At 46.4% G+C, this 26351-nt stretch carries 26 protein-coding genes and 1 riboswitch; of the genes, 11 read left to right on the plus strand and 15 right to left on the minus strand.

Annotation, left to right across the window (positions count from 1 at the left end):
- Positions 1-274: 274 nt before the first annotated feature.
- The 4 genes from ACJB0T_RS04205 to ACJB0T_RS04220 all read right to left on the minus strand — a co-directional run bounded on the left by ACJB0T_RS04205 (position 275) and on the right by ACJB0T_RS04220 (position 3649).
- Positions 275-568 carry an ArsR/SmtB family transcription factor gene (locus ACJB0T_RS04205; protein ID WP_112462466.1) on the minus strand — a complete coding sequence of 98 codons (294 nt, stop codon included), beginning with the start codon at positions 566-568 and terminating at the stop codon, positions 275-277.
- 19 nt (positions 569-587) lie between these two features.
- Positions 588-1334 carry a phosphatase PAP2 family protein gene (locus ACJB0T_RS04210; protein ID WP_479293865.1) on the minus strand — a complete coding sequence of 249 codons (747 nt, stop codon included), beginning with the start codon at positions 1332-1334 and terminating at the stop codon, positions 588-590.
- Positions 1335-1675: 341 nt separating this feature from the next.
- On the minus strand, positions 1676-2098 hold the full coding sequence (locus tag ACJB0T_RS04215) for a DUF2850 domain-containing protein (protein WP_479294560.1): 423 nt from the start codon (positions 2096-2098) through the stop codon (positions 1676-1678).
- Positions 2099-2323: 225 nt separating this feature from the next.
- Positions 2324-3649: an ABC1 kinase family protein gene (locus tag ACJB0T_RS04220; protein ID WP_479293863.1), complete on the minus strand. Its 1326-nt coding sequence runs from the start codon at positions 3647-3649 to the stop codon at positions 2324-2326.
- Positions 3650-3779: 130 nt separating this feature from the next.
- Here ACJB0T_RS04220 and ppnP point away from each other — a divergent pair, with 130 nt between their 5' ends.
- Positions 3780-4061, plus strand: coding sequence for a pyrimidine/purine nucleoside phosphorylase (gene ppnP / locus ACJB0T_RS04225; RefSeq protein WP_479293861.1), 282 nt, complete (start codon positions 3780-3782; stop codon positions 4059-4061).
- Between the two features lie 95 nt (positions 4062-4156).
- Here the strand turns inward: ppnP and ACJB0T_RS04230 are convergent, their stop codons facing one another.
- Complete coding sequence (locus ACJB0T_RS04230) at positions 4157-5005, minus strand: pirin family protein (RefSeq protein WP_479293859.1); 849 nt, start codon at positions 5003-5005, stop codon at positions 4157-4159.
- A 270-nt stretch (positions 5006-5275) separates the two neighbouring features.
- Between ACJB0T_RS04230 and ACJB0T_RS04235 the strand changes: the two genes are divergently transcribed.
- The 5 genes from ACJB0T_RS04235 to mepA all read left to right on the plus strand — a co-directional run bounded on the left by ACJB0T_RS04235 (position 5276) and on the right by mepA (position 11005).
- On the plus strand, positions 5276-6172 hold the full coding sequence (locus ACJB0T_RS04235) for an ROK family protein (protein WP_479293857.1): 897 nt from the start codon (positions 5276-5278) through the stop codon (positions 6170-6172).
- 42 nt (positions 6173-6214) lie between these two features.
- The gene (locus tag ACJB0T_RS04240) at positions 6215-7132 is read left to right on the plus strand and encodes an ROK family protein (RefSeq protein WP_479293854.1); all 918 of its coding nucleotides are present in this window, start codon (positions 6215-6217) and stop codon (positions 7130-7132) included.
- A gap of 4 nt (positions 7133-7136) precedes the next feature.
- Entirely contained in the window at positions 7137-8534 is a 1398-nt protein-coding gene (locus tag ACJB0T_RS04245; RefSeq protein WP_479293852.1) for a glycoside hydrolase family 1 protein, read from the plus strand.
- 52 nt (positions 8535-8586) lie between these two features.
- A riboswitch (purine riboswitch) is annotated at positions 8587-8686 on the plus strand.
- Positions 8687-8806: 120 nt separating this feature from the next.
- The gene (locus tag ACJB0T_RS04250; protein WP_479293851.1) at positions 8807-9814 is read left to right on the plus strand and encodes an adenosine deaminase; all 1008 of its coding nucleotides are present in this window, start codon (positions 8807-8809) and stop codon (positions 9812-9814) included.
- Between the two features lie 345 nt (positions 9815-10159).
- The gene (mepA, locus tag ACJB0T_RS04255; RefSeq protein WP_479293848.1) at positions 10160-11005 is read left to right on the plus strand and encodes a penicillin-insensitive murein endopeptidase; all 846 of its coding nucleotides are present in this window, start codon (positions 10160-10162) and stop codon (positions 11003-11005) included.
- Positions 11006-11013: 8 nt separating this feature from the next.
- Here the strand turns inward: mepA and ACJB0T_RS04260 are convergent, their stop codons facing one another.
- Positions 11014-11352: a helix-turn-helix domain-containing protein gene (locus tag ACJB0T_RS04260; RefSeq protein ID WP_479293846.1), complete on the minus strand. Its 339-nt coding sequence runs from the start codon at positions 11350-11352 to the stop codon at positions 11014-11016.
- Positions 11353-11787: 435 nt separating this feature from the next.
- Between ACJB0T_RS04260 and ACJB0T_RS04265 the strand changes: the two genes are divergently transcribed.
- Positions 11788-13002 (plus strand): GGDEF domain-containing protein, encoded by a 1215-nt coding sequence (locus tag ACJB0T_RS04265; RefSeq protein ID WP_479293844.1) that lies wholly within the window; start codon positions 11788-11790, stop codon positions 13000-13002.
- Here the strand turns inward: ACJB0T_RS04265 and ACJB0T_RS04270 are convergent.
- Positions 12972-13349, minus strand: a complete 378-nt coding sequence (locus ACJB0T_RS04270) for a SirB2 family protein (protein WP_479293843.1) — start codon at positions 13347-13349, stop codon at positions 12972-12974. The two genes, ACJB0T_RS04265 and ACJB0T_RS04270, sit on opposite strands and share 31 nt — an antisense overlap.
- A 490-nt stretch (positions 13350-13839) precedes the next feature.
- Here ACJB0T_RS04270 and ACJB0T_RS04275 point away from each other — a divergent pair, with 490 nt between their 5' ends.
- Positions 13840-14118 carry an aldehyde dehydrogenase family protein gene (locus ACJB0T_RS04275; RefSeq protein ID WP_479293842.1) on the plus strand — a complete coding sequence of 93 codons (279 nt, stop codon included), beginning with the start codon at positions 13840-13842 and terminating at the stop codon, positions 14116-14118.
- Positions 14078-14896 carry an aldehyde dehydrogenase family protein gene (locus ACJB0T_RS04280; RefSeq protein WP_479293840.1) on the plus strand — a complete coding sequence of 273 codons (819 nt, stop codon included), beginning with the start codon at positions 14078-14080 and terminating at the stop codon, positions 14894-14896. Before ACJB0T_RS04275 ends, ACJB0T_RS04280 begins: the two co-directional genes overlap by 41 nt.
- Before the next feature lie 44 nt (positions 14897-14940).
- Here ACJB0T_RS04280 and ACJB0T_RS04285 read toward each other — a convergent pair whose 3' ends face one another.
- From ACJB0T_RS04285 to ACJB0T_RS04310, 6 genes are all read right to left on the minus strand, one after another.
- A complete protein-coding gene (locus tag ACJB0T_RS04285; protein WP_479293837.1) occupies positions 14941-15972 on the minus strand; it encodes a metal-dependent hydrolase in 1032 nt (343 codons plus the stop codon).
- Between the two features lie 171 nt (positions 15973-16143).
- Positions 16144-18978 (minus strand): FAD-binding and (Fe-S)-binding domain-containing protein, encoded by a 2835-nt coding sequence (locus tag ACJB0T_RS04290; protein WP_479293833.1) that lies wholly within the window; start codon positions 18976-18978, stop codon positions 16144-16146.
- 21 nt (positions 18979-18999) lie between these two features.
- Positions 19000-19665, minus strand: a complete 666-nt coding sequence (locus ACJB0T_RS04295) for a LutC/YkgG family protein (RefSeq protein WP_479293831.1) — start codon at positions 19663-19665, stop codon at positions 19000-19002.
- A 13-nt stretch (positions 19666-19678) separates the two neighbouring features.
- Complete coding sequence (locus ACJB0T_RS04300) at positions 19679-21115, minus strand: LutB/LldF family L-lactate oxidation iron-sulfur protein (protein ID WP_479293829.1); 1437 nt, start codon at positions 21113-21115, stop codon at positions 19679-19681.
- Complete coding sequence (locus tag ACJB0T_RS04305) at positions 21112-21870, minus strand: (Fe-S)-binding protein (RefSeq protein WP_479293827.1); 759 nt, start codon at positions 21868-21870, stop codon at positions 21112-21114. Before ACJB0T_RS04305 ends, ACJB0T_RS04300 begins: the two co-directional genes overlap by 4 nt.
- 150 nt (positions 21871-22020) lie before the next feature.
- Positions 22021-23712 carry an L-lactate permease gene (locus tag ACJB0T_RS04310; protein ID WP_479293826.1) on the minus strand — a complete coding sequence of 564 codons (1692 nt, stop codon included), beginning with the start codon at positions 23710-23712 and terminating at the stop codon, positions 22021-22023.
- A 167-nt stretch (positions 23713-23879) separates the two neighbouring features.
- Here ACJB0T_RS04310 and ACJB0T_RS04315 point away from each other — a divergent pair, with 167 nt between their 5' ends.
- Positions 23880-24779: a LysR family transcriptional regulator gene (locus tag ACJB0T_RS04315; protein WP_479293824.1), complete on the plus strand. Its 900-nt coding sequence runs from the start codon at positions 23880-23882 to the stop codon at positions 24777-24779.
- Between the two features lie 25 nt (positions 24780-24804).
- Here ACJB0T_RS04315 and ACJB0T_RS04320 read toward each other — a convergent pair whose 3' ends face one another.
- Positions 24805-25407, minus strand: a complete 603-nt coding sequence (locus ACJB0T_RS04320; RefSeq protein WP_479293822.1) for a hypothetical protein — start codon at positions 25405-25407, stop codon at positions 24805-24807.
- Positions 25408-25468: 61 nt separating this feature from the next.
- On the opposite strand from ACJB0T_RS04320, the gene ACJB0T_RS04325 reads away from it, so the two are divergent.
- The gene (locus ACJB0T_RS04325) at positions 25469-25765 is read left to right on the plus strand and encodes a YnjH family protein (protein WP_479293820.1); all 297 of its coding nucleotides are present in this window, start codon (positions 25469-25471) and stop codon (positions 25763-25765) included.
- Positions 25766-25814: 49 nt separating this feature from the next.
- Here the strand turns inward: ACJB0T_RS04325 and ACJB0T_RS04330 are convergent, their stop codons facing one another.
- Entirely contained in the window at positions 25815-26114 is a 300-nt protein-coding gene (locus ACJB0T_RS04330; protein WP_479293818.1) for a YfcZ/YiiS family protein, read from the minus strand.
- Positions 26115-26351 lie beyond the last annotated feature (237 nt).

Consider the following 26351-nt stretch of genomic DNA (forward strand, 5'->3'; position numbering starts at 1 on the left):
GTACTTATTGACTGGGATTATTTATTAACTGCCGGAATTTTGATCTATTTAATATAATTTACTGTGGTTAGTGTGAAAACTGGGGTGTAAATAGATGATTAGATTATAACTCTCACTATTGTTAGGGTTATCTATATGTTTTTGTTATGGTTTAATGAGGGGTTGATGGTGGGTATATCAAACTGAGTGATTATTTTTGAGAGTAATATATCGTATCGAGTCTGGTATTTTGTCGCTGACATCAAATACATTGCAAGAGAAAAAGTGCTAATTACTAGCACTTTTCATCAACACAACATTCATCTTGCAAGAAGTCAATGACGCCCGCGAGATGCTCGTATTGTGCAACACAAAATAGAGTTCGACCTTCACGACGCTGCTCAATTAAATTAGCCGAAGCAAGACTAGAAATATGGTGTGATAGTGTCGAACCTGGAATATCAAGTCGCTCTTGTATCTCACCGACAGGGATACCTTGTCGTCCTGCCTTGACGACTTGTCGATAGATAGCGAGGCGGGTAACATGTCCCAGCTCTTTTAATGCTTTTGCTGCAACTTCAATCTGCATGTGTCTCTCTCCGCAATGACTATTTCGATAGTAATCGAAATTTGGAGTCAGCGCTAGGGACAATCAAGAAAAGCACCATTGCAAATGCCAATGAACCAAATAGATCTTCCGGACGGTGCATGCCAAGCCAAAGTCGACTAGTCGCCACGCCAACTGCCCATAACATGACTAACGATGAGAGAACAGGACATTGGTGGTTGGCAAATAACCCAGCAAAGAAAAGAACACACACCGCCACGAAAATTGTGTGACCAGAAGGAAAAGAATAGTCAGTTTCACCCAACCAGTGCTTGGTGCGCCATTGGCTCACTTCATCACTCGCTAGAACGATTATCTGGTCTTGGTCACTGCTATCAAGCGTGTAGAACTGCTCGGGTGAAGAGAGTAGCCCCTTTGCTGCTAGTTCATGGGTATATGGTCGAGGGCTTTCTGTCCACTGCTTCAAGAACGTCTTGGCGCCAAAGCTGAATATTAACAGTAACCCTAACTGTGCAATCAGAATCACTTTGTACTTACTGGCTCTCGTCACCCAGAGTGTTATCACTCCAAATATCGCTAATGTGATGAGGAACCCTTGGTGACCAGCAGAATAAGACAGTAGTTGCATCACGGTACCTAGCTCGTTGCTTACTTGGGCACTGAGCTCAAATGGGTAGAGCAGAGATGAGAGAACGAACAGAATGGTCGCAACGATAGCAAGGCAGACAATCCCCAACATTTTATCTTGGGTAAAAAATCGCAGTTGATGAAGGTTTAAATTTGGCATAGAGAGTAGGGAATGCTGATGTAAAACAGGGTGGATAGGGTATTGGATTGATTGTATTGATAATTCAGAGGAATGTCATAATTTGTTCGAATTGCCGTTTTGAGCCGCATATGCTCAAAGGCGCATCAAAACAATAAGGTATAAAGAAGTAAAAAGCAGCATTAAGTGGCAAGCAATGTCGCCACTTGCCACACTAATTCGAGATGCCCCTCACATTCTTAAAGATCACGCATTAGTTCTTCATAATCATCATTTGCTCGTTTGACTATGGTACTTAGCTCATCCGCATCGTATTTACATCAAGCATAGTATTTAGATTAAACATGGTATGTACAATTGCATTATTTGGTCGAGAAATGCTCTCGCAGTGCGGAACGGCGGTTCTGAGTTGGATTGTAACCATCCATAGGAACGGTATCTTCGTAGCCCTCAAGAATAAAACGTTGCGGAGGCAAAGCAGGTGTGACGCGACGAAGTTGAGGAGAGCGTGGTGTACCGACACGTTCATACACCCATAAGCCGCTGCCTGTTTTAAGACGAACAATGCGACCATCAAACTCGAAGGATGTTGTCACGAGTCGATGGTTACGAAGCGCACCAGCGTCGGAAAACGTCAAGATTTCGGTGCTTTGCTTGGGAGCGCCAATTTCAATCCAATTGCCGTAGACGCGGGTTGGGGAAATATGGTTTTGATGACTGGTATAAAACGCAAAGCCGAGCAAGCCAGACAGCACGACGATGACCAACAGTATGACTGCCAGCATATAAGAGTCAGTGTTGGGGGTTGCTCTAGCTCTGATCCTTGTCATTCGCTCGGCCTTCCTTGTCGCCTAATGGAGTCGGGTGCTCAGTTGTGTTTTGAGCGTCTATGTAGGTTATCGGCTAATGCCGTTATAACTTTACCAAACACTAGCTAGGGAATGTTGCCCCCTAGCGATAACCATAGCGCTAGACATGAAAGGCTGACAGAAAGGCTTTGTAATACTTTGTTATTTCAAGACTTCGGTCAACTTAAACGGTAAAAACAGCTGGTTTACATCGACTTTGGCCTTTAGGCGAGCCGCCAATAGATACAAGCCGCCAATTTTACGGTGCAAGAATAACGCATCTGCGGGAGGCGTATGCCAATAGTCTTGCTCCATACTGATAACCGTGCCTGCTTCACTGATGCGCTGTGCAAGGTTGCTGGCACCAAAATCATAGCCGCCTTGATGCTTAAGTGGCTCGCCGGCGAGCTTAACTAGGTTCACGACTGCATCTCTCTGCGCTGGTAGGATTTGTTGAGTAAAGAAGCCTATTTGCTGTAATGCACGATAGAGTGCTTCGTCGTCGCCGTCGAGAATGGCACTGAAAGCGAGACGGTAGCCATCGCTGATACGGTCGTTGTAAGCTCGAGTCGCACCAAAATCGAGCAGGATGACTTTTTGTTGTCGCTCGTCAAAAAGAAAATTAGCGAAGTTGGGATCCGTTTGTACCAGTTTAAAATCGAAGATCTCTTTGAAAAGGAGCTCCAACAGTAAGGTGACCACGCGGTCGCGAGTCTCCTGTTTACTGTCAACTAATGACTCTATCGCAACGCCATCCACGTAGGTCATGGCTAGCACATTGTCGGTTGTGAGTTCATCTCGGACATCTGGTAAGACAAATTGCGGGGAGCTTGCGAGGTAGTCGCGAAATTGGCGAAGGAGTTTGGCTTCTAACAAGTAATCAGCTTCGGCATGAAGCTGTTTTTTGGCCTCTTCCAGTAATCCTTTGTAATCGACATCCTTAGGAATCAGTCCAATCACATTGAGTAGGATGCCTACATTGTCGACGTCACTGTCGATACTTTTCTTGATACCGGGATATTGCACTTTAATCGCCAGTTTAGTGCCATCGTCTGAGTGGGCTTGGTGTACTTGACCAATCGATGCGCTGGCGATGGGTTTGAAGTTAAATTCGATGAAGTTTTGTTTCCAATCTGCTCCCAATTCTTGTGTAAGAACCGAGGAAAGCTGACTGGCAGGCATTGGTGAAGCATCGGAACGCAGCCTTGAAAGAATGTCAGCCAATTCTGGGCTAATAAGATCGCCTGCATCCATCGACATTAACTGACCCACTTTCATCGCTGCACCGCGAAGATGGGCCAGTTGATCGGCCACGCGTTTAACGTTGCTTGGGGTCAGTAGCAATTCGCGAGCCTTGGGGCGCTTGCCTTGAGCAAATTGTTTAGCGCCCTCTGTGACCATAGAGCCGGTAACTCGCGTTGCCAATGAAGCTAATTTCCCGAAGCGGGTGATACGATTGGTTGGGACTTTACTTTCCTGATTGGACATACCGTGTCTCTGACTAATTGATACTGTTTATTTATACCATCACAGACTAGCAAGTGATCAATGACTTGTTTTCGATAACTTTGTGAGGTAAAACGATGTTTTGCCTAAAGTAAATTACAAGGAAGTCATTATGATCAAAGAAAACACGTATTTCGAAGGAAACGTGAAATCCCTCGCTTTCACTCAAGCAGATGGCGACAGCAGTGTCGGCGTTATGGCACCGGGTGAATACACGTTTGGTACCGCTGCTCCAGAGAAAATGACAGTCGTCAAGGGCGCACTGACGGTTCGCTTGGCAAACACAGAGGAATGGAAAACATACACAGCGGGTCAGGCATTTGATGTCGAAGGCGATTCAAGCTTTGATTTGCAGGTAGAGCAAGCAACCGCTTATCTTTGCGAATACCTTTAATAAAAAAGAACGCATCGACTTAATCGGTCGATGCGTGACACACAGGCAGTGGATTGGGGTGTCAAATCTAAAATTCAGTTGCCGGCGTTCAACCCTCAGTAACGTTCAAATTCACCATTGTTGTAATCATTGATCGCCTGCTGGATCTCTTGGTTGCTATTCATAACAAATGGGCCGTAATGAACCACTGGTTCGTTGATAGGCTCGCCTACGAATACCAATAATCCTGTATCTTCCCGTGCGTTGACTTCCATAGCCTCTCCTTTTGAGACTAGTGCAAGTTCGCCTGTAATCAACTTTTTCTCACCCAGTGAGACTTCACCTTGATAGACAAACACCATGGCGTTGTGGTGCTCGGGTGTTCCGATTAAAAGCCGATCACCTTGTGTTGCACGCCAGTCTGCGACGGTAACCGGCACACCAGTTTGTGTTAGAGGCCCTTCCAAAACTTCACTACCAACAGTCAGTGCCCCCGCCAAGAGACGTACTAAGCCAGCTCCTGATTTCCGATATTCAGTAATCGTTTCCGGTTGAAAGTCGTGATATTGCGCAGGCTTCATTTTGTCTCTGGCTGGCTGATTAATCCAAATTTGAAAACCGTGCAGCTGGCCGTCATCCATAATTGGCATCTCGCTATGTATCACACCACGACCTGCCGCCATCCATTGAGCGCCACCAGAGCGTAGCTCCCCAACGTTACCCATATGGTCGCGATGCTGAAAGTGCCCTTGCATCATATAGGTCAGCGTCTCGATACCTCTATGTGGGTGAGGAGGGAAGCCACCAATGTAATCTTTTTTGTCGTCAGATTTGAGCTCATCAATCATAAGAAACGGCGAAAAAGCGCGGTTATCAAAACCATGAACTCGACGAATTTTGACCCCATCACCATCTGAGGTGGCATGCGATGGAATGATTTGTTGAATAGTTCGGTATGAAGTCATCTGGGACCTCCTTGTTAACTGATGATCACACTATAGGACTCTGACGATACAAAGAGCAGAGGGTAAATGTGAAAGAGACGTTCAAATAGTTTGAGCTTAAAACTACATTGGTATTTATCTAAAACTATATAGTTTTGTGACTGGTTCGAGATTTTGAGAGTCTCGTCCTTTAGAAGAGCAACAAAATTTGGTTTATTAGAATGAACCCAACAAGTCGTTGGTGGACGCATTTTCAATGATTGGCGAACAGACAAACCAAGAGAGCAGAGCATGATAGTAGGACTAGATATCGGTGGCACAAAAATAGAGGGTGTCGGACTTGATGCCAGCAGCTACGAAACCTTGGTTGTTCATCGTGAGCCAACGGCAAAGAACAGCTATTCAGATTTTTTGAGTACTGTGATGTCGGTTATTGAAGCGGTTGGCCAGCATGGCGATATCGAATCCATCGGCATTGGCTGCTGTGGCTCGGTTGGGAATGATGGCCTAATGCAGGGCGCTAACGTGACCGTACTGAATGGTCAGGATTTCATCGGTGATATTCAAAAGCAAATCGACGTTCCTGTGGCTATCGCGAATGATGCCAATTGCCTAGCACTTTCAGAGTACAAAGATGGCGCCGCCAAACATGCAACAAACTCTTGTGTAGCGGTCATCGTTGGTACGGGTTGCGGTGCTGGCGTTGTGATTAACAATGGTTTGGTGACTGGCCTTAACAAACTTGGTGGAGAGCTCGGGCATAACCCACTGCCAAACTTTAATCCGGATATCGATGGGAAGCCTCACGAATGTTACTGCGGTTCGATGAACTGCGCTGAGTCATTTGTCTCAGGAACGGGCTTCGCGCGTACCTTTGCTGAAAAGTACGAGCCGGCAGACTCCCGAGAGATTATGGCATCCTATGAAAAAGGGGACGCACGAGCCATCGCTCACTTCGATTTGTATTGTGATCAGCTTGCAAGAACGCTAGGCGCTATCGTTAACTTTGTCGACCCTGAGGTCATCGTACTTGGCGGTGGAATGTCCAACGTAGATGCAATTTATCCTTTAGTCCAACAAAAGCTCTCTCAATACACCTTTACAAAAGCGGTGACGACGCAGGTTGTAAAGAGCGTACACGGTGACTCGTCAGGTGTGCGGGGCGCTGCCTTCTTACACTCGTTCTAAATAGATAAACAAAGCCATACACGCACAAATACTGAATAAACAATGACGACTATGACGCAAAAAGAAGACTTCTTCCTAACCCTAGATTTTGGTGGCTCATCGGTAAAAGGTGCAGTCATGTCGAGAGATGCACAGATCCACGAAAGGTTTTCACTCCCAAGCGAAGCTGCGAGCTATAACCAATGGCTTGATACATTCGCCCCTAAGTTCGATGAGTTGGCCGAACGATTTGCGCTGAAAGGTATTGCGATCAGCACTTGTGGTGCGGTCAATGTGGATACGGGTGTGATAGAGGGCGCAAGTGCTCTAACTTACATTCATGATATCGATGTCAGATCGCTATACCAAGATCGATTTTATCTACCTGTAGAGCTAGAAAATGACGGCTGTTGTGCGGCGCTTGCTGAAGATTGGCTCGGCGCTGGACAAGACGATGATGAGTTTTGCTTACTCGTCTTGGGCTCGGGTATCGGCGGCGCCATTGTCCGTGACGGTGAAGTAATTAAGGGCACACATTTGCATGCTGGTGAGTTTGGTTACTGCATATTGCGTTTTGAAGAGGGTCAGCCTCTTACCTACTCAAATGCAGCGTCAACTCGTGCACTCGTTGAAAATGTGGCGATGGCGAAGCACCAAAATGTTAACGAGCTCGATGGAATACAAGTTTTTGCACTTTATGAACAAGATGACAGCGATGTGGTACCAATGGTCGAGCAATGGTATCGCGACCTTGCCACAATCCTCTTTAATGTTCAGTACTGTTTAGACCCTAAACGGATTCTTCTCGGAGGAGCGGTTAGTAGAAGCCCTCGATTAATTGACAATATCAATCGCAAGCTGGACGAGCTGCAAGCTAGCATCCCGATTGCTCGAATACGTCCAGTTCCCGCACTGACACAATTTGGTAACGACGCCAACCTCATTGGCGCTTTGAAGCATTTTCTGAATAGACAAGGTTAGTAAGATGACGACATACACTTTTCCGCAAAATTTTTTGTGGGGCGCGGCTGCGTCTGGCATTCAAACAGAAGGCACCACAAATAAAGCCAACGATTCTATTTGGGATCTTTGGCACCAACAAAGCCCAGAACGTTTTTATCGTGGCATCAGCTCTCAAACAGTAACGGATACCTACCACCGTTACAAAGAAGATGTTCAAGATATGAAAAAGGTCGGCTTTAACTCTTTCCGTACCTCTATTCAATGGTCTCGACTCATCAAAGACTACGAAACTGGCGAAGTATGCCAAGATGCGGTTGAGTTCTACAACAACTACATTGACGAGATGATCGCAAACGGCATTGAGCCAATGATGAACCTCTACCACTTTGATATGCCAGCAGAACTTCAAGAGAAGCTTGGAGGATTTGAGTCAAAGAAAGTCGTCGATCTTTTTGCAGACTACGCGGAGACCGCGTTTAAACTGTTCGGTAACAAGGTGAAGCATTGGATCACCTTCAACGAACCAATCGTGCCAGTCGAAGGCGGCTATTTGTATGACTTCCATTACCCATGCAAGAAAGATGGCAAACTTGCCGTTCAGGTCGCTTTCAACATCATGCTTGCTCATGCGAAAGCAGTACATCGCTTTAATGCTTTGGAGCTGAAAAACTCGCAAATTGGTGTGGTACTTAACCTAACGCCATCGTATACCCGAAACGACAGTGAAGAAGACAAGAAAGCGGCATGGTATGCGGATCTACTGTTCAACCGCAGCTTCCTAGATCCAATGGTGAAGAATGAGATCCCTCAAGAGCTATGTGATGTGTTGGCTGAGCAGGGCGCGACGCCGGATACTACTGCCGAAGAGATTACGGCGATCACCACGGCGAAGGTCGATTTCTTGGGCGTGAACTACTACGTTCCACGCCGCGTTAAAGCGCGCGAAGCTGAGTATGATCTTGACTACTTTACGCCAGAAGTTTACTTCGAGAATTACGTAAACCCAGAGGGTCGATTCAACCCATATCGCGACAACAACGAAATCTTGCCGACGGCTATCTACGATATCGCTAAAAACGTTCAAGATAACTACGGCAATATCCCTTGGTATCTAGCTGAAATCGGTATTGCGATGGATCTTGAGTCGGAAGGAGAGCCGGGTTCAGATGGTCTGATTGACGATTCATTCCGCACAGGCTTGATGAAAGAGCATCTTGTACAACTGCACAAAGCCATTGAAGAGGGCTCAAACTGTTTTGGTGTGCACCAGTGGACCTTTATCGATAACTGGTCTTGGTTGAACTCTTTTAAGCGTCGTTATGGCTTCTTCCGCCTAGATCTAGAAACAGGTAATCGAATTTCAAAGAAACATGGGGTTTGGTTTAAGGAGCTTGCTACTAGTGGATCATTCGAGAAATAACTTCAATCTTTAGCACAAACAGGGACTGTAGGTTGTCAACGACCTTTATCATTCGATACAGTCCCCACAGCTTCGTATAACCCCAATGATATGGTTTGGGGTTCTCTACCAGTTCCCGAAAAGTGCTGATTACGAAGAGTTAGGATGGCATTGCTGTCTTTACTCTTTGTATTGGCGTTAGAAATTTCTCTTCATCTGTTCCTATACTCAGAGTAAGTGCATCCGCAAGCCCCATAAGCCGTATAGGCTCTCATAAGCATAATAGGTGGTATATGAACGCATTTATTCAAGGCCTTCCAAAGGTCGAGCTACATCTTCACATCGAAGGCTCTCTTGAACCAGAGCTACTCTTCAATTTGGCAAAACGCAATCACATTGATATTCCTTACGACTCCCCTGAAGCGCTTCGCAAGGCGTATGAGTTTGATGACTTGCAGTCGTTTCTCGATATTTATTATCAAGGTGCAAACGCCCTGCAGACTGAGCAAGATTTTTATGATCTTACTTGGGCCTACTTGGAACGTTGTGAGCGTGACAACGTGATTCACACCGAAATCTTTTTTGACCCTCAAACTCATACGGACAGGGGTATTGCCTTTGATACTGTGGTTAAAGGGATTGTTAGCGCGCTAAAAGATGGCCAACAAAAGCTTGAGATTAGTTCGCAGCTGATTATGTGCTTTTTACGCCACTTATCAGAGGAAGCGGCCATTCAAACACTCAAGCAAGCCATTCCATACAAAGAACACATAGTCGGCGTAGGTCTGGACTCTTCTGAACAAGGACATCCACCTGAAAAGTTTGCCCGAGTATTCGAGATGGCGAGAGAGCATGGCTTTTTAACGGTGGCTCATGCCGGGGAAGAAGGGCCAGCACAGAACATTACTGATGCCATCTCAATGCTGGGCGTTAGTCGTGTTGATCACGGTGTGCGCTGTGTTGAGGATGAGGTGCTGGTGGCACAGCTCATTGAAACTAAGATGCCACTGACGGTATGTCCGCTATCTAATATCAAGCTTCGTGTTTTCGATGATATGCAGGCGCACAATATTGTCGAACTGTTAAGAAAAGGCGTTGCAGTGACGATCAACTCCGATGATCCGGCTTATTTTGGTGGTTACATGACCGACAACTTTATAGCGGTTAGTCAGGCTCACTTAATGACACATCAAGAGCTTGCACAGTTCACGTTCAATGCCATTGACGCCAGTTTTATTAGCGATGCTCACAAGCAAGCACTTAGAACCAAAGTCACTGACTATTTGGACTTAGTGATTTAATTTAACGTTAACTGAGGGCGTGTAAATATCCGAGAAGAGTTAAGTCGTCACTCCCGAAAAAGGTGGCAGCCTCAAAAAAGGAATGACGACTTTAGTGGTAGACTCAGAGTTGGTTAATCAACTGAGTGATTTATTTGTAGCGCGTTCTGTTATTAGCTGCAATACAACAAGTTATGAAACCCTAATTAGTGTCCGGTTTTGTGAAACATTTCACTTTATGTAGAGGAAAATTGATGTAGTGCACTTTGTTGTACTACATCGTTTTGCGTTTGATTCTGTGCAACCTCTATTGAGCGCGCTATCCTTAAGCTAGCGTCTTCTCAGCATCCAAAGCGAGGAAATGACATGGAGAAATTGGCTTGGCTAGTGTTGTTTATTGTATCTTGCAACGTTAATGCTTTGCAGCGCTCTTGGGATGAAGTGTCGGTGCCGAGTGAAGGGGAGTCCAATTCAATAGGCAGTTATGCCAATGGCTGTTTAGCTGGGGGACAACAACTTTCTCTAAGCGGTGAAGGCTATCAAGTTATTCGTTCTCAGCGTAATCGTTACTACGGTCATCGTGATATGATTGCTTACTTGACCGATTTAGCTCGGAACGTTGATAAGCTAGGTATAGGACACTTATTAGTGGCTGACATCTCAATGCCAAGGGGAGGGCGATTTACCTCTGGTCACGCAAGTCATCAAACCGGACTTGATGCGGACATCTGGCTGCGACTTCCTAACGCTCCTTTAAAACCCGAGGAAGCCGCTAATCCTAAGCCTTACCCCGTTGTGGACGTTGAAAACTATCGCTTTAAGCAAGACAAGTGGACGACAAACCACGAACTCTTGCTTCAAGTGGCCGCGGTGGATGAACGGGTAGCGCGAATATTTGTTCATCCTCTAATCAAAAAGCAGCTTTGTGAAGTAGAGTGGAAGGACAGAGATTGGCTTCGTAAAGTGCGTCCTTGGTGGAGGCACTATTACCATTTTCACGTAAGACTTCATTGTCCTGAAGGGGAAGGAAAGTGCATTGCGCAAAATCCTCCACGATCGGGAGATGGCTGCGGGCAAGAGCTAGCATCGTGGAAGCCCTACACTCCAGCTAAGAAAAAACCTGCAGAGCAAGTTACTAAAAAAGCACCGCTTAAAAAACGCGTATCAAAACCTAAGTTTCAAGAGTGTATAGCGCTATTGGCTGAGCCTTAGAGGTACTGTTATTGAAGCCGATATTCGATGGTGACTTGGTTGCCATCGACTCGAATATTGGTAATGTCACCGTCGACGGTAAGGCGAGTATTGAACACTCGGTCAGTTTCACTCACAAAATGGCTGCGCATCGATGGTAGGTGGTGGCACGGGTCGATATGCAGTAGGCGACAAAAGCGATCGACAAAGTTGGCGTCTAGAGGTTGGTTGCCATTGAGTCGATTGGACAGCTCAATTTGACTAACGTTAAGGCGCTTGGCCACTTCCATTTGCGTAATGTGCATTTTTGCCTTTTGTGACATCCAGACACGGTAAAGCGCTTCTGTATCTTGTTGTGTAAAGTTCATTATTAACCCTGCAATTAACTGGAATTGTCCCATTCCCTTATGGCGCGTATTTCAGCTTAGCTTCGGCCTGATGTTGTCAGAGCCTTGCAAGCCAGGTAAAGCCACTGTCCGATTGAGGACAAATGCGCGTCAATATTTTGAACTACGTTGTGTCACACTTAAGCTGTTCTCACTATGTAAGAATCCACTCAACTTTTTTCACAGAGTTCCTTGTATGTCGACATAATCGTTATGTCATTGAACAAACGAAAGTAATCTTCTTCTTAAACATTCTACTGTCGAAAAATTGCACGTATTGATAACAATATTAGTGATGCGCTTCTCAAAAAATACTCACTAATTCCAATTTGCTGTCTGGTTGTATAGCATTTGTTAATTATTGTGGAGCTATCGATTTGCAGTGGTAATTGACATAACTATAAAGCTAGGAAGTGGATGGATACATTGACTGCATTTTCTCTTGATATGAGAACGCTGAATTTTGTGATGATTTTGTTCAGCGTAATATACTGCATTGGATTGCTGTTATTCGCTCAGACTCAAGAGAAAGTCAAAGGAATAAGACTGTTTGCATTAGCGCTTCTGGTCATGGGCTCTGGTCCGCTATTAATCAGTTTCCGCGGTGTGGCACCTGACTGGCTGTCGATTGTTACTGCTAACACGTTAATCGCCGTTTCGTTTCATATGATTCTTCATGGCATGTGTTTGTTCCGAGGGGTTCAAGTATGGTTCGCGCATAGCTTCAGTTGGGTCATTCCACTTGTTTTGGTACTGAATCTCTATTTCACTTATGAAGTGAACTCGATAAATCTGCGCATTTTGGTTAGTGCGTTATCAATAGCAGTCGTTACACTGGCAACAGCGTTGGTAGTCATAGTGGGTAAACACAGAGACTACCAGCCTGCAGTTTTTACTATGGCCGCGACGTTTGGATTTTACGGGTTGTTTATGTTGTGTCGGGCTGTTTATACCTGGGACAGTTTTGAGATCCTTCAGTTTATGGATGCAGACTTAGTGCATAAACTAACTTTTCTTTTCAGCATCTTTTTAACGGTAGCCTCAAGCTTTAGTATGATGTGGCTGATCAATGCTCGTCAGTTGGATGATATTTATGCGCTGTCTTATTTTGATTCCTTGACCAATCTGCGTAATCGCCGTGCTCTTGATAGTTATACGTTGGCGCTGGCAGAGAGTGGGGACAAGCCTAAACAAAGCATTATTATGCTTGATATAGACAGGTTTAAATTGATCAATGATCGCTACGGCCACGTCATTGGCGATAAAGTGATAAAGGCAGTGGCTTCGCAGATAAAAGGCACTTCGAATGCGCCTAAAGCTATTTATCGATTTGGCGGCGATGAATTCATTATCGTCTTAAGTAATCAAACCATCGATTTTGCACTGCTCCTTGCGGAGTCCATGCGCAAACGCGTCGCAGAGCACGTACGCGTTGATAGTATGCCCGTCAAAGTGAGTTGCAGCTTTGGTGTCGCAGAGTCCCTTTGTGATGAAAGTTGGGATGCACTGATTGCACGAGCAGACGAAGCCTTATATCGAGCGAAGCAAGAGGGGAGAAACTGTGTTCAAGTCGCTTCTGAACAAGCTCAGCTTAGAGGGAGTCACAAATGTCCTAATAGCAACGGCGCATGAGCTTTACCTATGGTAAAGATGGTCAACCATATTCCGCATGTAATTAACATCGAAAGTAATCGAGTACGTTTTTTGAGTGGGAACTGGAAGATAACCATAGTGCTGATAGCATAAACGATAAATAATCCGAGCTTCTCGGTAAGCCACGGGTTTGATAATGGAAATTGCCCAATAGTCATACAAAGTCCCGCCGCACTCAGTAACATAAAGGCGGTAAGTACTTGATGGATGACCAGAGCAAACTTGTTTTCGACTAGGGCGGAATGGCTAAAACCCCACCAAGCTCGAATGATGAAGCTGATGAAGCTAAGTAACGCCAATGTGACGTGTGTTTTTAATAGAAGCATGTACATAAATATCTAACTAACCTCAAGCGCCATCACCCAAGTTGTGCTCGCTGACTCAAATGTTGAGCTCAGTGTCACTAGCACTAGCAGGGTATAAAGTTTTTACACAGTGTTTACAATTTCATGTCGCCACGATAGGGAATAGTGTTGAGCGGGTCTTTGATGTAAATCAAGTGTTACTTCATTGTTTCTTTTATTTGCTCAATAGGGTTCCTAGAACGTGACGCCCGCCGGACAAAGTGGCTACTTTTACAAACTCATACTTTTTGCTGATGCTCCAATGCACTGAAATTAGGGGCGATACTTTAACTATTTACAGATCTCATACAACATGCCGTTTAGTCATGTTGTTTCCAAATTGATGTAAGTTTGCCTAGTTGTTTCTTGATTGTTTCCGGGTGTATGTTGTTTTCACAATAAATACAACGCACTTAGCGTGACTATTTTTGGTCGGTACTTGCCGACTTACTCTTTCCCCCGGAGAAACAACATGGCGATTAGAACATTAAATCCATATACCAATCATATAGAACAGAAGTTTGACACGTGGCCAGACGATCACGTTGTCGAGCGTATTGACGCGGCGCAGACAGCGTACACAGCTTGGAGGGCAACAAGCTATCAGGAGCGAGCAGCTTTACTTTCCCGCGTTGCTACCCTTTTAGAGGAGCGTGCGGAGCACTATGCTGCTCTTATGACAACAGAAATGGGTAAACTGCATAGCCAAGGTGTTGCGTTGGAAATCCCACTCTGCGCTCATTATTGCTGACAAGCGAGTGCAGGGCGTGTCACTGACAGGAAGTGAAAAAGCAGGAGCGAGCGTCGCTGCGCTCGCAGGAAAGCATTTAAAGAAAGTCGTCATGGAACTGGGTGGTAACGATCCGTTCATTGTGCTTGGTGATGCCGACGTGGACAAAGCAGTGGAGCTGGCTGCAATTGCGAAAATGTTTAACTCAGGTCAGGTGTGTATCAGTGCCAAGCGGTTTATCGTTGCTGATGAAGTTTATGATGAGTTCATGACAAAGTTTGCGGCTACGCTAGGTAGTTTAAAAGCGGGAGACCCTATGGATCCTCAAACAGGTTATGCACCTGTCGTGAGCGTTCAAGAGCGTGACCTCCTGATCAAACAAGTCCAGCGCGCGGTTGAGCAAGGCGCCAGCTTGGTTTTAGGCGGTGCGCCGGAAGAGCTTGAGGGAGCATGGCTTAAGCCTACTATCCTTGCCGATGTAACCCCAAAGATGGACGTGTTTGACCAGGAGTTATTTGGTCCGATTGCTGTCGTTTATCGCGTTAGTAGCGATGAGGAGGCAATAGAACTTGCTAATAACAGCTCTTATGGGTTGAGCTCTGCTGTGATTTCAGAGGATATCGACCGCGCCAATGCCGTTGCTGGTGCTCTCGAGTGTGGCGCATCGTTTATTAATACCTTCTCAATGTCTGAGGCATGTCTACCGTTTGGGGGCATCAAAAACTCAGGTTTTGGGCGAGAGTTGGGCCGCCTTGGGCTAGATGAGTTTGTAAATAAGAAGTTGGTTAGGTTCGCTTAATCCTAATTTCGGTGCCGAGCATGTCCAATTGGGTGTGCTCGTCGCTACTCTGGGTCACTGCGCTGACTATGTTGGACCCGGCCCAAAAGCATGTCGTAATAGCGCTGCCTATCTTCTGTGCTGCTACTGCGGTGAGTGAGGTAGCTAACGTGTTCATGTTGGTCAGCACTTTTAGAAAGGCCAATACTCCATAATGCATTGAGTTCATTTGGTACGATGGAGTATCGAACATCGATAATCTGGCTATCACTACCCTCACTAAGTGCAACAAAACCATCAGAGAACCAAGAGAACCGTTCGATATCTTTGGCTTGCTGAGATGCTAGATCTAACCAAGGAAATGTCTTTTCAATATTGAGCTTAGCCACACTATTCCCGGGATAAAAGGTAAGCCCCTGTCCTGCTCTTACTGCGTCAACGTAGAACCTTCCGTTGTCTTCATAGATGATCTTCCAGACCAAAATATTGCCAAAACTCGGTTTTGCTTCGAGCCTTACAGGGTCGTGATTACGCTCGTTGGCGAGCTCTAAACCAGCGCGTTCGGCTCGATCTCTTTGTAGCATACCTAAGGTTGGATAAACCAGCGCCCACAGAAACGCGATTCGAGCAATGGCTGGGCTTCGCTTCCACAGTGCAAAAGCCAAAACGATGAGCAAAGGGAGCGTGAAGAGCGGGTCGATGACAGAAATGCTGTTCCAAGCAAAGCGATCATTGGTTAGCGGCCAAAGTAATTGTGTGCCGTATGACGTGCACGCGTCTAAAAGCCCATGAGTTGCATAACCAAGTGTGCAATAGAGCCAAGACTGCTTGAATGAAAAGCCACGCTTTTTGGCAATCAATGGGTGCAAAAACAATGTACAAATAAAGCTCCCTATCGGGATAAATAGCAGTGAATGGGTAAATTGGCGGTGAAACTCCAAGAACAATAACGGATCGTGCGAAGAGCGGATTAACACGTCTAGATCGGGTGCTAGTCCAGAAAGCAGACCTAAAACCCCAGCGACCAGAAACCGAGGTCGGTTACTCGCCGATTGCGATAATGATGCTCCCAACAGCCCTTGTGACAATGGATCCATAAATTACGCTGTGACCGCCTGAGAATAAATAACTGAGAATACAATAAGCTATAGCAGCAAATCGGTAGAAGAGACAAGGAGAACGGGAAAACTATACGGGAAAAATGAATCTGCCATTGAAGCTTCTATAATTCAATGGCAGATAGATTAGGGTAGGTGATCAATATTCGATTAGGACTGAGCTGAAGAGGCCACCTCATCGACAAGATAAAGAATCGATTGATAAGGGATCCCGCTGTGATGAGAGAGGCCAATTTCACAGGTAATACTGTTACTAAAGCCTCTGGTACACCCTTGTGGCACTTGTGCCTTGAGAGGAGCCATAGCCGCTTCATTGAGCTCTGGAGTTGTAAAGCCTTTGTCACCCGCCCAACCGCAGCATTGAATATGCTCTGGGATAATGACATCGCTAGCACAGGCTTTAGCAAGCGATAACATCGCGCTCTCCAATCCCATACGTCTTGAGCTACAAGTGACATGCAGCATCACGGTTTCATTTATTGGTGTTAGTGTTAGCTCGCTGAGGAGATAATCACTGACGAATTTTACCGGCTCGACAATGGTCATCGACTTGGTGAATTGTTCGATGCTGCGTTTTGCGCATGGGCTGGTGTCCATCAGAATAGGATATTTGCCGTGCTCCGAAGCTTCCCACAAAGCAAGCTCGAGCTGTTCACTCTTTTGTTTGGCGATGTCGGTCATGCCTTTGCTGTCATAAGGCATACCGCAGCACTGATCACTGAGGGATTTTGGAGTGATGAGTGATACTCGCGCTTTTTTAATAAGTGACAATGTCACTTCTCCAAGGGAGCGTTTATCAAACGCATTGGATTGAGTGCTCATATTGCGGCTTGCGCATGATGGCAAATAGACCACTTTTTTGTCGTTCCCTGCCATGTTGTTTAGGCGGACATGGCCGTCGAACTTGGCGCCTCCGGGTGTTTCCGGTAGCCAAGCTGGGATGGCGTTTTTGGTAAGTTTGCGCATACCTTCGGCGGCCTTAACAACGCGTTCTTGGCCTAAGATGTTAGTAGCAACAGCGCCGCTCTTGAGGCCGAATCGGGCAATAGCAGTCGTTGCGGTAAAGTGATCCGCTGTCCATTTCGCTATCGGGCGGAATTTCTTGTATTTCGGCTCTCGAAGTTTCTTAACTAGATCACCAGTGTTGATGCCGACAGGGCAACGGTCGGCACATAAGCCCGTGGCAGCACATGTGTCGATACCTTGGTATTCAAAGACTTGCTCTAGCTCAGTCGCCTCGACGGTTTCACCAGCTGCTTTGCGACGTTGAAGTTCGCGGAACAGAACGATGCGCTGACGCGGCGATAGGGTGAGGGTACGAGACGGGCAAACTGGCTCACAAAAACCACACTCGATACAGCGATTCACAATGTCATCGGCAGCGGGCATGGGTTTGAGATTTTCGATGTGCGAATGCGGATTATCGTTGATAATCACTCCCGGGTTGAGCAAACCCTCTGGATCGAAGAGCGCTTTGATTTGTTGCATCAGCGCGTAGCCTTCTTGTCCCCACTCGAGTTCAACATAAGGTGCCATATTGCGTCCGGTACCATGCTCCGCTTTTAACGAACCTTGGTATTTGACAGCAACAAGCTCGGCCACATCATCCATAAAACCGCCGTAACGGTCGATCTCTTCCTGACTATCAAACCCTTGGGTAAACACAAAGTGCAGGTTGCCCTCTAGTGCGTGCCCAAAAATGATGGCTTCGTCATAGTAATATTTGTCGAAGAGCTGCTGTAAATCACGTACGCCAGCTGCGAGGCTTTCGACAGGGAAGGCAACGTCTTCAATGATGACGGTGGTGCCGACTTCGCGCACCGCACCAACCGCTGGGAACATACCTTTGCGGATGCCCCAAAGCGTCGCTACCGTCGTTGGATCTAGCGTGAATGGGACAGACTCAATGATGGTGTAATCATTCAGTGCTGTCATCACGGTATCAGTGTGACTGTCTAATGTGTGTTTACAAGATGCATGAACTTCAACTAGGAGTGCGGTGGCTTCAAGGTCTAGCTGCTGGATAAACTCTGGCATTCCCGGTTTATCCGCGACCGAACGTAGAGCACGTCCATCCATCATTTCAACGGCTGCAACCGGTGTATTGGCGATGGTTGCTACCGCTTTGCTGGCAGTTTCAATATCGGAGAACACCAGCAAAGTTGAGGCTTTGTATTTGTGTTCCTTGACCGTGTTATAGGTAATGTCAGCAATGAAACCTAGGGTGCCCTCAGAGCCAATCATCAAATGCTCAAGGACTTCGATAGGATCGCTGTAATCAACGAGCGCATTGAGTGCGTAACCTGTGGTATTTTTTAGACGGTATTTGTGAGCAATTTTCTCAGCGAGCTCACCGTTAGCCTTGGTCGTCTCTGCAAGATATTTAAGCCCTTCAATAAACTCAGGCTTGTCCGCTTTAAAGCGCTCGATACTTGCCTTGTCTCCGGTATCTACCAAGGTGCCATCACTTAAAACGATCTTCATACTATCGACAGTTTTGTACGAGTTTTGCGCGGTACCACAGCACATGCCGCTCGCGTTGTTTGCAGCAATACCGCCAATTTTACAGGTGTTGATAGAAGCCGGGTCTGGACCAATTTTACGTTGAAATGGGAGCAGGTATTTGTTGGCGTCGGCGCCGATGACGCCCGGCTGAAGGCGGATTTTCGCGCCTTCATCGAGGATAGTGTGTCCGCGCCAGTCATCCGTGAGAGCAATCAGTACCGAATCAGACACCGCTTGGCCTGACAAACTGGTGCCTGCGGCGCGAAAGGTAAAGGGAATGCTGTGCTCGCGACAACACTGGATAGTAAAAATCACCTCATCGAGATCTTTAAGGCGCAGCACGATCTGAGGGATCAGTCGATAGAAGCTAGCATCGGTACCATAAGCTAGGCGCTCAGCTTCACCTGTGATGATACGCTGGGAATCGATTCTTGTAGCGAGTTGCTGCTTGAGCAGTTCATAGTCGCGTGTGTGATTCATCTTGGTGTCCTTTATACGTTCTTATTCGTCTTCCAATAACAGTACGATCAACTGACTCGGGCCATGGGCACCGTAGGCGAGCGTTTGTTGAATATCGGCGGTTTTTGATGGACCAGAAATTAAAAGTGCATTGGTCGGCATGTAATGATCCCAATTGTTTTCTTGCATCACTTGCAAAAAGTGTCCGTACAGCGCTGACTTTTTCACGACCGCTATATGGCTTGGTGGTACTAACGATAAGGTGCGAGGCTCGTGCTCATTGGGCCACAGGACCAGTGCACCTGTATCTGCGATGCCACCCAGTGTATGGGTGATGCCGACATCAATGTCGTTAAAAAGCTCTGATTTCCAATCTTCTATCTTCTGGTTGAATGGCGTAACTTGTTTGTCTTGGGCTGCATCTTCGAAATCACGGATATACTCGCCTGCCGTGCCCATAGCAACGCGACTAAAACCGTAACTGTCCATCACATCACGCAAGGCTTGGGTAAGCTCAGAGCGTTGAATAGTTCGAACGTCGGCATGGTTGGCGCTCATCATGTCGACAAAGCGGTCGGCTTTATCGTCCATAGTGATATCTGGATGGCTGCCCCAAGGGAAAAAAGCTAACTCCTCCGCCGATTTTGGGCTCCGCTTCGCTTGCTTGAGTCGGCCAAGAATGTTGTCTTTGGCAAGTCTAGTGTTCATCTTGGTCTCCTCGTTACTGTTTATCGCTATTGGCTTTACTTCGTTCTGCCATGATCTGGTGTAGGGTTTGCTTAGCGGGCTTTGGACTGGTTCGACATTGTGTCCAAGCGCCGAGTTTATTCGGGATAAGGTTTTGCAACTTGGTCGCCATGTACGTACCAGTGTGATACAAGCTCGGATTACTCGCGGCGAATGCAAAGCCTTTCATTGCGGCGGTTTCAAGGCCACTGCTGGCGGCATTTTGCCCTTTTAGTGGTGGCGTCTCTTTTTCCGCTTTGTTTTTGGCTTCTTTACGTAGGCGAAGCAACATATCTGGGATCGGTATTCTTACAGGGCAGACTTCGCCACAGGCTCCGCAGAGACTGGAAGCGGTAACAAGATCTTTGGTTTTATCCATACCCAGCAAATGAGGGGAGATGATTTTGCCAATCGGGCCCGGGTAAACCGTGCCATAAGCATGACCGCCAATTTTGGTGTAGACCGGGCAGTGGTTCATGCACGCGCCGCAGCGAATACACTGTAGAGTCTTACGAAGCTCTTCATCGCGGTAGGCTTGACTGCGTCCGTTATCGAGCAGAATGAGATGTACTTCCTGCGGGCCGTCTTTTTCGCCGTTTTTACGAGGAGAGGTGATCATGTTGAAGTAAGTGGTGATGGCTTGCCCTGTCGCTGAGCGAGTTAGCGCACTGTATAGCGGAGGGACATCAGACAAAAACTCAACGACTTTCTCGATACCAGTGATGGCAATGTGCACGTTTGGCACCGTTGTTGACATGCGCCCGTTGCCTTCGTTTTCTACAAGACAAAGCGTGCCTGTTTCTGCAACGGCAAAGTTGACACCGGATAAACCAATATCGGCTTCAAAGAACTTTTGTCTTAGGCGCGTGCGACCTGTTTGAATCAGGCTATCAACGTCTGTAGTCGGTTTGAAGCCATCGAGATGTTGCTCGAAGGTGTCGCTTACTTCCTGCTTATTCTTGTGAATCGCTGGCATGATGATGTGAGAAGGTTTGTCGCCATCGAGTTGGACGATGTATTCGCCCATATCACTCTCTAAGCATTCAATACCGAGTTTCGCCATCTCGTGGTTCATCTCGATCTCTTCGCTCACCATGGATTTGCCTTTGATGATTTGCTTGGCATCGTGCTCATTCGCAATAGCGGCAATAATGGCGTTCGCTTGTTCTGGGTTTTCTGCCCAATGAACTTGAATGCCATTTTTGTAGCAATTGAATTCTAACTGTTCGAGAAGCTCAGGCAGTTTACTCAGGCATCGTTGGCGAATGGATTCGGCAAGATCTCTTATTTGCTTCTCTTCATCGGCGTCACTAAACGCTGTCTTACGCTTATCACGCAGATAATCCATCGCACCACGGAAGTTGGCTCTGAGCTGTTTGTCACCCAGTGCATTTTTGGCGAGCTGGTGGAACTGTTCAGGAGTTTGACTCATTGTGCATTCTCCTGTGTTCGTTCAAGAAGAAATGAAGCGAGGTGACGCCCTTTGATGGGGTTGCCCTGATACTCAAACGCGCCATTGATGTTAAGAAGGCATCCCCAATCGGCGCTTACCAGTGTATCGGATTGGGTTGCTTCGATATGGTGAGTTTTGTCTTTCACCATGGCTTCGGAGATATTCGGGTGACGTACAGAGAAACTGCCACCAAAGCCACAACATTCGCTCTCATAGTCTTGCATGCGAAGCTCTACATTAGAGAGTTGACTAAGAAGCTCTGTTGCTGTGACGTGGACATTCATTTCACGCCTTGCTGCGCAAGAGGTGTGCATGACGACACTTGTAGGCTGACCTTTGTCATCGAGTTTGACGCGACAAACGTTAACGAGAAATTCGGTGAGCTCAAACACTCGGTCGCAGAACGTATCGACTTGAGCTTGATTGCTGTCGCCCTTAAATAGGCGGCGATAATGGTGATGCATCATGCCACCACACGAACCGGACAATACAATAATCGGGTACTCTTCAGGAAACAGATCCATTTGGCTCTGCGCGACTTGCTTAGCTTCTGATTCATAGCCTGATGTGTAGGCAGGTTGTCCGCAACAGGTTTGTTTTTCAACAAACACAACCTCGATGCCTTGCTGCTTTAAGAGGGTCATAGCATCTAAGCCTGCTTCGGGGTCAAATACGTCTACTAGGCAGGTGGCATAGAAGTAGACCTTGCTCGGTTTAGAGGGATAGATTCGCATTGTATTGCTCCAGCACTAGACCCATTTTTTTGGGTTCCTGTTTTTATATAGACTAGTTGTAAGGTTATGAAAAATAAGCGCGCTTACCTTCTTGAAGTGTTTCACAACTTTGCCGACAGTCGGCAAGTGCGCCTTTGACTAAAACCTAAATCAGTTCATGAGTGCATCGGTAACATGGAAACCGTACACTAGTGCAAGTCCGATAAGGCCAGTGACAACTAGGTAGTAGAATGTAGGAATAATGGTTTTTCTCAATGTCAGACCTTCACGGCCCAGTAAGCCTACGGTGGCAGAGGCCGCGACCACGTTGTGGATGGCAATCATGTTACCTGCAGCCGCACCAACGGCTTGTAGGGCGATCACGGCGGTCGTTGAGATAGTGAGCGTTTGAGCTACCTCAAACTGGAACTGACTAAACATCATGTTCGAAACGGTGTTCGACCCAGCGATAAAGGCACCGAGTGCGCCAATAGTGGCACTCAAAGCAGGGAACGCTTCTCCTACTAAAGCAGAGGCAAAGTTGGCGGTGGTGACTGGCATACTTGCGAGATCGGCACCGTTTACACCCGAGTTAATGAAGATACGAACCATAGGAATGGTAAAGACAAGCACAAAGCCTGCACCAACCAGCGTTTTACTCGACTCACCAAACGCAGCCAGTAATGGTTTCGCAGAGCGTGATTGAATCATGACAGCCAATAGAGCAACGAAGACTAAGATCCCACCCGGTAGATACAGCGGTTGAATAGCCGTGCTAATACCCGTTTCACCAAGAATATTGCTAAACGACAGGCTCACACTGGTCAGGAAACCCTTGAACTCGCTACTCACGCGGCTTGCAACAAGGATAACGGCTAGAAGAACGTATGGTAACCATGCCACCGCCATTGACATCGGTTTTCCAGCATTTTGTTTAAGATCCATTTTTAGCGAACCAAGCCACTCTGTCGGCCATTTATCTTCGCTTTCAAAATCCCACTTTGATTTAGGAACTAGGAAGCCACGTTTGGCCGCGCTGACGACAATCGCAAGACCAATCAGACCACCAATTAGTGATGGGAACTCAGGACCGAGTAGAACGCCTGTTAATGCGTAAGGGACAGTAAACGCAACACCCGCAAAGAGCGCGAAAGGTAGGATATCTAGACCTTCCGTCCAACTGCGGTTTTTGCCAAAAAAGCGAGTTAGCATCATTGCCATCAGAACTGGCATCAGCGTACCCACACAGGCATGGATAATGGCAACGTTAGCGGTGATTTGCTGAAGGTAGAGATCCCACGATGCTCCCTGGGAAACTAGTGACTCACTAATGTTATGCGTATCTAGTCCCTTGTTCACACCAACGATGATTGGTGTGCCAACTGCACCAAAAGAGACGGGAGTCGATTGAATCATCATACCCATTAACACTGCGGCAAGAGCAGGGAATCCAATTGCAACCAATAGAGGTGCTGCTATTGCAGCAGGCGTACCAAATCCAGATGCGCCTTCGATGAAGGATCCGAAACACCAAGCGATGATGATGGCCTGAACGCGGCGGTCAGGTGATATATCGGTAAAGCCATTACGAATCGTTGTAATAGCACCAGTGTGTTTCAGTGTGTTTAGCAAGAAGATGGCGCCAAACACAATCCAAAGCACGGCAATGGTGATGCCGAACCCTTGGAAAATGGATGCTAAAACACGTGTAACGGACATGTCCCATGTAAATAGGGCGATGACTACAGTTAGGCCAAACGCAACGGGCATGGCTTTTTTGGCTGGCCAGTTCAATCCCACCAGAAGTATGGCAGCAACCACAATGGGAGAAAAGGCAACAAGGGCAAGTAAAGTTTCAGACATTAGCGACTTCCTTTTGTCTTGGCTGACTCTTGGTATTGAATGAGTCAGCCGTGTCGTGCTTATTATTTTTGTAATAGGGTTGTTAAGGTGGGGTAAATTTATCCCTTTCTTTTTTGGTGATATAGAGAAATAATGAAAATGATTATTTCCAAAAATGACATAAAAGTATGCGTGCAGACGATTTAATCCTGTTTTATCAGGTAGTAGAAACTGGGGCGTTCAGTCGTGTGGCTGAACAAAATAACCTTACAAATTCAGTAGTTAGCAAAAGAATTGCGAGGCTTGAGGAAGAGTTAGGGGTTCAATTATTATATCGAACAACGCGCAAATTAACGCTAACTGAAGCAGGTAAGGCGCTTGTCCACGGCGCTAAAAATGTGAAGCAAGCCACCCAAGAGGCTATGGAATCAGTTTCAGGTTATGGAGAGAACGTTAGCGGTCATATCAAGATGTCAGTACCAACGATTTCGGGTGATCTTATTTTGGCGGACGCTGTAGCAGAGTTTTGTAATATGCATCCGGGATTGTCAGTCGATATGTCGTTGGACAACCGCTTTGTTGATCTTGTCGATGGAGGCTATGACTTGGTCATACGCACTGGTTATCTGGAAGATTCAAGCTTGATTGCACGCCATATTCTGGACTCCCAGTGGGTGGTGTGTGCCTCTCCATCTTATATTGCAAAAAACCGCAAGCCACTAGAGCCGGAAGATCTTACTCAACATAACTGCTTGCAGTATGCCTATCAGACCACGGGTGCGTCGGAGTGGGAGTTTAAAGGAAGTAAAGGTAATTATATTGTCCGAGTCTCAGGGGCTTTTTCTACCGACAATGCGACAGCACTTCGCAAGGCTGCCTTGGGTGGGCATGGTATCGCTTATGTTCCAAGGTGTCTGGTGTACCACGACATACGTAATGGCCAGCTGGTGGATATCTTTCCGGACCAAGTAGGTAAGAGGCTGGGTATTTATGCTGTCTATCCTTTTACCCGTCAGCCTCCCAATAAGGTGAGGTTGCTGATAGAGCATATCCGTACACGCTACCTTGCGATTTCTCACTATTTTTGAGTATGAGTTTCGATAGTGGCCTGTTTCAACGGGCGACTGATCCACCAAGGGTTAGATTGTCTGGCCACTTCGTAATCACATTTCCGCCAAGAAAAATGTTGCCGTTGACAGTCATTGTTTTAGGGAATTGAGTGATTTTTGAACCGCCGATATAGAGATTACCTTCAATAACAATACCTTCGGGTAGCTCGGTGATAGGTGTTCGCACTACGCTTAAATCACCGTTAACCACCATGCCATTAGGGAGTTTTTCTATAGGTGTCTCGCTGAGATTAATGTATCCACCTGGAATAACGCCTTGCGGCCAAGCTTTGAGTTGGCTACCTAAAAAGTTAGCGTAACCTGTGATTTTGGTTCCTCTTGGCATGAATTCCACTAAACTATCTGAGGCATCTAGGCTACCTTTGATCTCAAGGTTTTGCGGCATCATTTTGATCGGTGTTTTGGCGATATTCAGGTTGCCTTTAACCACTAAACCATCAGGGAGGCTGGTATAAGGCTTATTGCGAAGATCCAAGTTCCCATAGCTGTCTAGATGGTTGAGAATTTTGTAGTAATCAAGCTCAATGGCACTTGTGCTGGGAGTGAGTAGCAATAGAGACAATAAAGCAATGGTGGATCGAAGCATAATGGTTTGGGTTCGTGGTAGTTTGGAACGGAATCAATTTGAAAACGTTAGGTAGTTTGCAATGGAAAAAACAATTTCACAATGGAAATCCATACGTGTTGTGATACTCGGCGCTGTTGGCGCATTGCTGGCATCGACAGTATCGGCGAAAGTGATTACCACGCCGGGTTCGGATGTCGGTGCTGCGGTACTGCTGTCCGACTCTAAGTTAGGGAAACGGGTTTGTTATTACAACGATAAAGCGTACTCATTAGGCGCGGTTATCAATGTTGAAGGTGTGGTTCTTCAATGTGTGGCCGAACAAGATTTTGAGATGAATGGACAGCTCAAATGGAAGGCATTAAAAAGCGAGCAATAATGCTCGCTTTAGTAAACTTGTGCTTTTCAAGTCCCCGCTAATTGCGGTATTAGCGCGCTAGAGAGCGCGTTTTTAGTTCAAAAATCAGCTTCTCTGCGCTCACTTCAAACTTAAATCGAGCTGTAAGCTCTTTACTCTCTTCAACAAGTTCAGACATTTCAAATTCAACGTTCTCTGACACAGTCTTTGCTAAATCGATGTATTTTTGAATTTCTGCTTGAAGCTGGACTTGCGATTCGCCGAATAATTGTACTTCTGCGACGTCATCGCCTTCCTTGATGATGAAACCCATTTCTCCAGCAACGCCGCAAGCGTCGCATACGGTTGGTTCTTCATAGGTGTTTGACATAACGATACCTCTCATAAAATCTGTGGTTATTCTATAACTGTGGAATTTAGGTATCCAGCAATAAATTCATTGCTCCTAAGCTAAGTGTTAGCAAATGATGCACAGGCTTAAGCATGATCCTGTGAACATTAGGTTTCATTTGATATAAATTGTAAATATCTATTTGTTTATCAATATTTTTTTAGTATGCAAGTGGTATGGCTTGTTTGTGATTAACTTCTCAAAAATGAGACTCCT

It is taken from the genome of Vibrio sp. CB1-5, assembly GCF_059412285.1.

Coding starts and splice junctions, on each gene's coding strand:
- ACJB0T_RS04300 (WP_479293829.1), bottom strand. CDS start 21,115: ATGAGTCAAACTCCTGAACAGTTCCACCAGCTCGCCAAAAATGCACTG.
- ACJB0T_RS04220 (WP_479293863.1), bottom strand. CDS start 3,649: ATGTCCAATCAGGAAAGTAAAGTCCCAACCAATCGTATCACCCGCTTC.
- ACJB0T_RS04325 (WP_479293820.1), top strand. CDS start 25,469: ATGGAAAAAACAATTTCACAATGGAAATCCATACGTGTTGTGATACTC.
- ACJB0T_RS04295 (WP_479293831.1), bottom strand. CDS start 19,665: ATGAACACTAGACTTGCCAAAGACAACATTCTTGGCCGACTCAAGCAA.
- ACJB0T_RS04205 (WP_112462466.1), bottom strand. CDS start 568: ATGCAGATTGAAGTTGCAGCAAAAGCATTAAAAGAGCTGGGACATGTT.
- ACJB0T_RS04235 (WP_479293857.1), top strand. CDS start 5,276: ATGATAGTAGGACTAGATATCGGTGGCACAAAAATAGAGGGTGTCGGA.
- ACJB0T_RS04210 (WP_479293865.1), bottom strand. CDS start 1,334: ATGCCAAATTTAAACCTTCATCAACTGCGATTTTTTACCCAAGATAAA.
- ACJB0T_RS04320 (WP_479293822.1), bottom strand. CDS start 25,407: ATGCTTCGATCCACCATTGCTTTATTGTCTCTATTGCTACTCACTCCC.
- ACJB0T_RS04230 (WP_479293859.1), bottom strand. CDS start 5,005: ATGACTTCATACCGAACTATTCAACAAATCATTCCATCGCATGCCACC.
- ACJB0T_RS04270 (WP_479293843.1), bottom strand. CDS start 13,349: ATGCTTCTATTAAAAACACACGTCACATTGGCGTTACTTAGCTTCATC.
- ACJB0T_RS04290 (WP_479293833.1), bottom strand. CDS start 18,978: ATGAATCACACACGCGACTATGAACTGCTCAAGCAGCAACTCGCTACA.
- ACJB0T_RS04275 (WP_479293842.1), top strand. CDS start 13,840: ATGGCGATTAGAACATTAAATCCATATACCAATCATATAGAACAGAAG.
- ACJB0T_RS04330 (WP_479293818.1), bottom strand. CDS start 26,114: ATGTCAAACACCTATGAAGAACCAACCGTATGCGACGCTTGCGGCGTT.
- ACJB0T_RS04215 (WP_479294560.1), bottom strand. CDS start 2,098: ATGCTGGCAGTCATACTGTTGGTCATCGTCGTGCTGTCTGGCTTGCTC.
- ACJB0T_RS04245 (WP_479293852.1), top strand. CDS start 7,137: ATGACGACATACACTTTTCCGCAAAATTTTTTGTGGGGCGCGGCTGCG.
- ACJB0T_RS04260 (WP_479293846.1), bottom strand. CDS start 11,352: ATGAACTTTACACAACAAGATACAGAAGCGCTTTACCGTGTCTGGATG.
- ACJB0T_RS04285 (WP_479293837.1), bottom strand. CDS start 15,972: ATGGATCCATTGTCACAAGGGCTGTTGGGAGCATCATTATCGCAATCG.
- ACJB0T_RS04250 (WP_479293851.1), top strand. CDS start 8,807: ATGAACGCATTTATTCAAGGCCTTCCAAAGGTCGAGCTACATCTTCAC.
- ACJB0T_RS04315 (WP_479293824.1), top strand. CDS start 23,880: ATGCGTGCAGACGATTTAATCCTGTTTTATCAGGTAGTAGAAACTGGG.
- ACJB0T_RS04305 (WP_479293827.1), bottom strand. CDS start 21,870: ATGCGAATCTATCCCTCTAAACCGAGCAAGGTCTACTTCTATGCCACC.
- ACJB0T_RS04265 (WP_479293844.1), top strand. CDS start 11,788: ATGGATACATTGACTGCATTTTCTCTTGATATGAGAACGCTGAATTTT.
- ACJB0T_RS04310 (WP_479293826.1), bottom strand. CDS start 23,712: ATGTCTGAAACTTTACTTGCCCTTGTTGCCTTTTCTCCCATTGTGGTT.
- ACJB0T_RS04240 (WP_479293854.1), top strand. CDS start 6,215: ATGACGACTATGACGCAAAAAGAAGACTTCTTCCTAACCCTAGATTTT.
- mepA (WP_479293848.1), top strand. CDS start 10,160: ATGGAGAAATTGGCTTGGCTAGTGTTGTTTATTGTATCTTGCAACGTT.
- ppnP (WP_479293861.1), top strand. CDS start 3,780: ATGATCAAAGAAAACACGTATTTCGAAGGAAACGTGAAATCCCTCGCT.